This window comes from Phenylobacterium sp. (genome assembly GCF_044372605.1).
Classification (GTDB): Bacteria; Pseudomonadota; Alphaproteobacteria; order Caulobacterales; family Caulobacteraceae; genus Phenylobacterium.
Genome location: NZ_JBILRO010000184.1, coordinates 1 through 7,010 on the forward strand (window position 1 = coordinate 1; position 7,010 = coordinate 7,010).

8 protein-coding genes are annotated in these 7,010 nt (G+C 65.3%); 1 reads left to right on the forward strand and 7 read right to left on the reverse strand.

Features of this window, described 5'->3' with window-relative positions; genetic code table 11:
* Window positions 1-800: 800 nt before the first annotated feature.
* On the forward strand, window positions 801-1,085 hold the full coding sequence (locus ACIQ42_RS13740; RefSeq protein ID WP_397422800.1) for a VanZ family protein: 285 nt from the start codon (window positions 801-803) through the stop codon (window positions 1,083-1,085).
* A gap of 23 nt (window positions 1,086-1,108) precedes the next feature.
* Here ACIQ42_RS13740 and ACIQ42_RS13745 read toward each other — a convergent pair whose 3' ends face one another.
* The 7 genes from ACIQ42_RS13745 to ACIQ42_RS13775 form a co-directional block, all read right to left on the reverse strand.
* A complete protein-coding gene (locus ACIQ42_RS13745) occupies window positions 1,109-1,603 on the reverse strand; it encodes a hypothetical protein (RefSeq protein ID WP_397422801.1) in 495 nt (164 codons plus the stop codon).
* Window positions 1,604-1,644: 41 nt separating this feature from the next.
* Entirely contained in the window at window positions 1,645-2,853 is a 1,209-nt protein-coding gene (locus ACIQ42_RS13750) for a type II secretion system F family protein (RefSeq protein WP_397422802.1), read from the reverse strand.
* The gene (locus ACIQ42_RS13755) at window positions 2,846-4,552 is read right to left on the reverse strand and encodes a GspE/PulE family protein (RefSeq protein WP_397422803.1); all 1,707 of its coding nucleotides are present in this window, start codon (window positions 4,550-4,552) and stop codon (window positions 2,846-2,848) included. The genes ACIQ42_RS13750 and ACIQ42_RS13755 overlap by 8 nt, the downstream gene beginning before the upstream one ends.
* Window positions 4,534-5,280: a prepilin peptidase gene (locus ACIQ42_RS13760; RefSeq protein WP_397422804.1), complete on the reverse strand. Its 747-nt coding sequence runs from the start codon at window positions 5,278-5,280 to the stop codon at window positions 4,534-4,536. The genes ACIQ42_RS13755 and ACIQ42_RS13760 overlap by 19 nt, the downstream gene beginning before the upstream one ends.
* Window positions 5,277-5,723, reverse strand: a complete 447-nt coding sequence (gene gspG, locus ACIQ42_RS13765) for a type II secretion system major pseudopilin GspG (protein WP_397422805.1) — start codon at window positions 5,721-5,723, stop codon at window positions 5,277-5,279. The genes ACIQ42_RS13760 and gspG overlap by 4 nt, the downstream gene beginning before the upstream one ends.
* Window positions 5,693-6,430: a hypothetical protein gene (locus ACIQ42_RS13770; RefSeq protein WP_397422806.1), complete on the reverse strand. Its 738-nt coding sequence runs from the start codon at window positions 6,428-6,430 to the stop codon at window positions 5,693-5,695. The genes gspG and ACIQ42_RS13770 overlap by 31 nt, the downstream gene beginning before the upstream one ends.
* Window positions 6,408-7,010 (reverse strand): type II secretion system protein GspD (locus ACIQ42_RS13775; RefSeq protein WP_397422807.1); only part of this gene is annotated, 603 nt, incomplete at its 5' end. The genes ACIQ42_RS13770 and ACIQ42_RS13775, both read right to left, overlap by 23 nt.

The following is a 7,010-nucleotide window of genomic DNA, read 5'->3' on the forward strand; positions in this document are numbered from 1 at the left end:
ACGCAGATCAACAGTTGATGGAGTCGCACTCTCCCAACACTCAATTTGAAGTGCAATTTGATCGCAACAAGCTGCGCCCGTGGCCTTCCTCGAAGAGGTTAAGGAATTCGACGTCGTCGCCCAACGAGCTGACGAAACCTTCCGCCTCCTCACACCTGTCTTCGATCGGGAGCCCTCTGGCATGCTTTTATAGCCGCCAGACGCGCCGAAACGGCAACTGCCGAAGTTCAGGCGGGTCCGGTCTGCCTGACGATCGAAATCGCCATGCGGCTATTCGCGGGCGAGCCTAGGAGCGGCCAATTCCTCCTGCAACGCTCGCGCTGATAGCAGACCTTCCGAACGTCTTTGATGAGTCACAGCCCGTCATTCGTGACGGGCGTCATCCGCGCCAAAGGCGCAGTCCGCGAAGTTGACAGGAGCGCAGTTTCCGACGGACTGACACCACCTACATCGGACCGGATCGGCTCACCCAAAGGCGCGCGGTTTCGTGGCAGATACTGATACCGCACTCAAAGGCCAACTCCTCGATATTGCGCAGCGAGAGGGGAGGCGCACATAATGCATCGCCACAATCTGGATCACATCGGGCGAATAATCGAACCAGCGAAGCGGGTTATCAGGCTTGGGATGCCCGGTCATCTGAGGCGTTTATCAGAGTCGAGCCGCCCCGGTGGATTTCACCTGGCAAGACCGTTTCCAGTTCTATGGAGCCCTAGAATTTGGCGAATCTGTTTAGGTCAGGAGCCTCACGGCGGCTCGCCTCAGTCATTCTGATGACCTGTGTCGTAGCGATCAGTGGCTTGGCCTTCTGGCCTCACCCGGTCCAGATTCCGCTGAGCGAAGACGCCCAGCACATTCTGGCCTTCGGGGTGCTCACCTTTCTGGCGCGGCAGGTCTGGCCATCAGCGCGTCTGAGGGTGTTGGCCTGTGCGATGCTCGCCCTGGGCGGCGGCATTGAGGCAATGCAGTGGGGCTTCACGCCAAGGCATGCGGAATGGCAGGATCTGGTCGCCAACGCTGCCGGCAGCGCCATCGCGGCGCTGATCTCGCGAGCACTTTTCCGAAGAAGAGCTGAGGGGGTTTGAGTTCCGTTGGTGCTCGCCGAAGGCTATCGCGAAGCCGCCGTCTTCACCTCAGCCGCCACGGCATCGAAGCGACCTTCTGCCGTCCGCCAGATCACTCGCCGCTCGCAACGCGTCTCGGGCTTTGTATCGCCGCAGTCCGAGCCCCCTAGGCTGATCCACAAGGACGAGGACCCGTCCGGCGCGCGCTGAAGGCGTGAACCGAACCCCGTACGCTGAAACGCTGGAATGGCCATGCCGCTATCGATGCCCTTGAACACGGTCACCAGCGCGCCCGCAGAAACCGCCAAAGCCGGGCGACCCGGACAGGGGTAGCGGCTGGCGTCGATAACCCAATCGTCCAGCTTGTCGCCGTTCAGATCGACCCGGTCGACGAGATTGAGGGTCGTGGCTCCGGGCGGCAGGGGGCCGCACTGTTCCGCTAACTGGCGAGCATAGGCCGACACCAGCGGCGGCATCTCCTGCGCGGCCACCGGCGCGGCGATCAGGGCCGCCGCCGCCGCCAACATGCATCTTGCCATTGGACCCATTGCTGTCTCCTTCGACGCTTTCGCGCGCATGACTATTCCAAAGCCGACTGGCCCATCTGGCTGACACCGGACAGCAGCCCGCCCATCAGGACGCCCAATAGTCCCCCAAGCAGAACGATCAAAGCAGGCCCGGCGATCCGCCCGATCGTCTCGATACGGCGAAGGGCTGCGTCTTCTTCCATCTGGCCGCTGCGGGTCAGCATTGGACCAACGGCATTGGAGGCTTCGCCCACCGCCGCCAGCCGAATGATCGATTGTGGAAAGCCGCGCACCTCGCCCAGGGCGCCGGACAGGTACTCGCCCTGACGAACCGCCAGCGCCACCGGCTCCAGGCGCTTGCGCGCACCCGCCAGAGGGGCGGTGCGGATCGCCAGTCGCAGGGCCTCGCTGATCGGCGCCCCGGCAGCGACCATGGAGCCAAGGGACATGGAGAACGACCCAAACACCAGACCTGAGACCGTTCGACGAACAGGGCCGTCGAGCAGCAGGCGATCCAGCGGAGCGGAGAGCAGGCCTGCGCGGGCCGCCCCAAGGGTGGCCGTGGCGGCTCCCGCAATCGCAAGTCCGATGAGGGCCAGATTGGCGCTCAGGAAATTGCTGGCTGACAACATGAGCGACAGCGCCATTGGCGGCTCGGAACCCATTTCCTCGGCCAGCGGCGCTATAGAAGGCACGATGTAGAGCAGGATCACCACCAGGGCTCCGATGGCGCTGACGAAAACGAACGCGGGATAGGCCAGGACCGTGACCAGTTGGTCTCGGAGCTTGAGGCGCGAGTAGATCACGTCGGCGGCGCGTTGCAGTCCGCCGGGCAGGTCGCCTGCGGCTTCGCCGGCAGCGACCATCGGCGCGACAAAAGCCTCTGACTTCTGAAAGGCGCGGCCGAATGCACGATCCAGCGGCTCCCCGCCGCCAATATCGGAAGTCAGATCTTCGGCGATCTTCTTCACGGAGGCGCGTTCGAAGCGGGCGCTCAGGATGCCAAGGGCCGTGCGGATGTCGGCGCCGGCTTTGAGGAGTTCGGCGAGGCCGGAGAGGAAGTCGGCGATTTCGCGATTGCCCAAGCGCTGGGTCTTGGCAGGACGGGCTTTCGTGGCCTGGCGTGCCTTGATGTTGATGGGCGAGAAGCCGTCGCGCTTCAACTGATCATAGGCGGCAGCGTCATTGCCGGCCGACAGCTGCCCGCGCACACGCCGCCCGGTGCGGTCGATGGCCACATAACTGAAGTGCAGGTCAGCCATGGATGGCGGCAGCCACCTCCTCGAGCGTGGTGACGCCGGTAAGCGCCAGCCGGTAGCCGTCGGCGGCCATCCCATCCAGGCCGCCGTCTTTGGCCATGGCTTCGATGCGGGAGGAAGGTTCGCGATCAGCGACGGCGCGCAACAGTTCGTCGGTGGACAGAAACGCTTCGCTGATAGGTAGCCGACCCTTGAAGCCTGAACGGCGGCAATAGGTGCAGCCTACCGGGTGCATCAGAGTATCTGGCAGGCTCTTGCCGACCGCGCGAGCGAAGAGCTGCTCGGCCTCATTGGGAGGTTCGGCTTTGGCGCAGCGCTGGCAAAGCCTGCGGACCAGTCTTTGAGCGACGGCGCCCCGGAAGCCTGCGGCCAGCTGGTAGGGTTCCACGCCCATGTCTCGGAGCCTCGGCAGGACGGCCAGCGCATCATTGGCGTGAACCGAGGCCAGGACCAGGTGGCCGGTCATGGCGGCCTGGACGGCGACCGCAGCAGTTTCAGGATCGCGAATTTCGCCAACGAGGATGACGTCCGGGTCCTGACGCAGGAACGAGCGCAGGGCCGCCGCGAAGGTCAACCCAAGGTGCGAGGCGACCTGGGTCTGGGAGACATGGTCGAAGTGGTATTCCACCGGGTCCTCAACACTGAGGATCTTCTTGCCCGAGCCCGCGAAGGTCTGCAGGAGCGCATAGAGCGTGGTGGTCTTGCCGCTGCCGGTGGGGCCCGTGATCAGGAAGAGACCGTGAGCGGTTCGCGCCGCACGCATCAGGACGTCGATGACCGGCGCGCCCAGGCCCAGTTTTTCAAGATCCAATGGAACGGCGGAACGATCCAGGATTCTCAGGACAGCGGATTCGCCAAACACCGTCGGCGAAGTGGCGACCCGGACGTCGACCTTTTTGCCCTCAACCACGAAGGTGGTGCGGCCATCTTGCGGCAGCCGGCGTTCGCCAAGGTTGAGGTTGGCGATGACTTTCACTCGCGACACGGCAGGCGCTGCCAGATCGGCCGACACGGTCTGGTGATCGACCAGTCGACCATCGACCCTCAGGCGGATGCGCAGATCGTGGCGTGTGGGCTCAAAGTGGATGTCGGAGGCGCCCACGGCGATGGCGGCCTCGAACGCTGCAGCGACGAGGCGTGCGCCGGGGCCTTCCGTTGAGCGGTCGGACACCAGATCCAGTTCGCGCTCGAGGCGGCGTTCATCCGGACGGGCTGCGACTTCGCGAGGAGTACCGAACGCCCGATCAAACTCGCGGGACCAATCCGATGGTCGCGCCGCCAGGATGACGATGTCCGCACTGGTGGCGAAGACGAGGCCCGCAAACGCCTCATCGTCCAGCGGGTCGCAAGCCGCACAGACAAGAGTCCGCCCGGAGCGCTGGATTGGCAGGATGCGGGCGCGGCGCAGGAAGTCGGCGGAGACGCCGAGGTCTTGAAGCTCAACCTCGGTCGGCGCGCGGCTCGGCTCCCAGACCTCGCACCCGCAGACGGCGGCGTAGGCTTCGACGAGGTCATCATCAGAGAGCGCACCGAGCTGGTTCAGGACCTGCTCGATGGGTTGACGGGTACGTGAGGCGACCATTTCGGCGCGAGCCACCGCCGAGGGCTCCACGATGTTCAGTTCGGTCAGACGCTGCAGCACGTTCTCGCGCCGCGGGCGGCTGGCCCTGGCGAACGTCGCACCTACATCATCATCGGCCATTGGCCTGCCTCCCCGATGATGCCGATGGTCCAGGCTGAGACCGCAATGGCCGGCCCAAAGGCTAGGCGGCCGTCCTTCGGGCGGGTGATCGCCATCAGGAGCAGGCCAAGAAGCGATGCAGCGGCGATAAGCCAGGGCGTGGCGAGACCGAGCCAGAGCGCGAGCGCAGCCAGCAACTTCACGTCTCCCAGCCCAAGTCCCGGCTCGCCGCTTCGTCGCGCGGCCAGCCAACGCACCGCCAGCAATGTCAACGTAGTTACCGTCGCGGCGATCAAGCCTTCCGCCAGTCGCTGCCAGGACACCAGGACCGCCAGCGCCGCACAGAGCGCCGCGCAAGCCAAGGTAAGCGGATCAGGCAGGCGGCGCACCTTCCAGTCTACCGCGATAGCCGCAATCAAGGTCAGCCCCAGCCCCATAAGCAAAAGACTGCGCGGAAGGTCTTGCGCAAACAAAGCCGTCACCACGACCACCGCGCCCGCCACCTCGCCAGCCAGATGGGTCGGATCGATCTTCGCGCGACAGGCCGCACAGGCGCCGGACAACCTGAGATATGAGACCACCGGCACCGTCTGGGCGAACCCCAGTTGATGCCCGCAGGTGTCACACTGCGAGCGACCCCGCATCGCTGAGGCGCCCCGGCTCAGGCGCAGACCGGACGTCACCGCAAAGCTCCCCAGCGCCAGTCCCGCGACGCCAGCCAGGCTGAGCGAGGCGAGAGTCTGGGTCATCGGGCGGCAGGTGCGCTTAGGTCGCGGTTGAGGCCCTGACCGTCCGCCTGTCCATCGGCGCCCAGGCTAATGACGGCATAGTTCCGGCCATCCTCACCCATCTTGTACTCGATCGGCTTGCCCCAGGGGTCGGTCAGCGCCTTTGCGCTCTTCACGTAAGGCCCGACCCAGCCTTCGCCGTCCGTTGGCTGACTCATCAGGACCTGCAGGCCCTCGGACTGGGTTGGGTAACGGCCCATATCGGAGCGGAACATCTCAACAGCAGCGGCCACGGTCTCGACCTGAACCTGCGCGGTTTTCGCGCGCGAGCGGCCCAACTGTCCAACGAGACCCGGCGTCAGGGCGGCCGCCAGCATGCCGATGATAGCCATGACCACCAGGATCTCGGTGAGCGTATAGCCAGCGTCCGCGTCTATCCGGCGTTGGCCAAAATGTCGTCGCATCGCCCCTGTCCTCCGTCGCTACGCGACAGACGCCGTTTCACCACCGCAGCGGGATGTCGGGCGTCTCCTGTAAATCTCACAATACGGTCGTCTCGCCAACCCGCTCCAGTTGTGACCCGGACGCGCCACGTCTCTCCGACGCGCCAATCCGGGGGGTTTGGCAGGGCCTCAGGATCCGACGGCGCGGCGGCCGGCTCAGTTGGGCGCGGCGGGGCATAGCTGTCCCGGGTTCCTAGGCTGGACATCAGGCTGGGTGCGCACTCTCGCCACAGCGGCGCGGTGTCGAGCGACGAGACTTCCACGTAGGGTGCGTCAGACACCTGATTGAGCCTCGCCTTCAAGGCAGCCACATCGACCACGCCAAATGACTCCAGAACCTCGTCGGAAAGCGAGGCACCTGCGGACAGACGAAGCTTGTCGGCTTCGGACTCCACAAGAGCTTCGGCAAACCCCGAATCCGTCGGGAGCGCCCAGCGGTAGGGTCCACCCGATCCCCCGCGAACTACCGTGGCCGCCGCCGCCAGATGCCCACCGTCCAGCACGAGTTCGATCTTGCTTCGCTCAAGATCAGCCTTGGCGAGCCTGAGCGTCATGACGCTGCGCGCCACCATGGCGGTGGCGACCAAAGACAGGGCGAGCGCCAGCACCATGGCCGCCGGCGTGGCGTAGCCCGCATCGTCAGGGTCAAGGGTTCGGCAGCAGACCACGGGCCTGAAGCTCGGTCATGTCGGCGGCCAGGTCGGCCATGGCGCGTCCGGCCGAGGCCTTGTCGCCGATGATGCGGGCGCTCAGCAGCACGATCAGCTCGCTGCGGCTTTGGTCGCGGTTGCGGGTGCTGAAGAGGCCACCGACGCCCGGTACATCCTTCAGCCAGGGGACGCCCGAATTGTTGTTGGAGCGCGTGGTGCTGATCAAGCCGCCCAGGGCCACGGTGCCGCCGTCCTCCAACACCAGGGTGCTTTCGAAGCGGCGCTGCTGGATGGTGGGGGAGTCGATGCCCGAGGTGCTGGTCCGGCCCACGGAGCTAACCTCCTGTGAGACATCCAGCACCACCCGGTCGCCACCGGTGATCCGGGGCGTCACGTTGAGGATGACGCCGGTGCTGCGATAATCGACGGTGTTGACCAGCGCGCCACGATCCGGGGTGGTCGTCTGGGCCGATTGAGTGACCACAGGTACCTGATCGCCGACCTGCAGGCGGGCGGTGCGGTTGTCGAGCGCAATGATCTTGGGCGCCGAGACCACCTCGATATTGGTCCGGGAGCCCAGCGCGCTGACGGCGGCGGC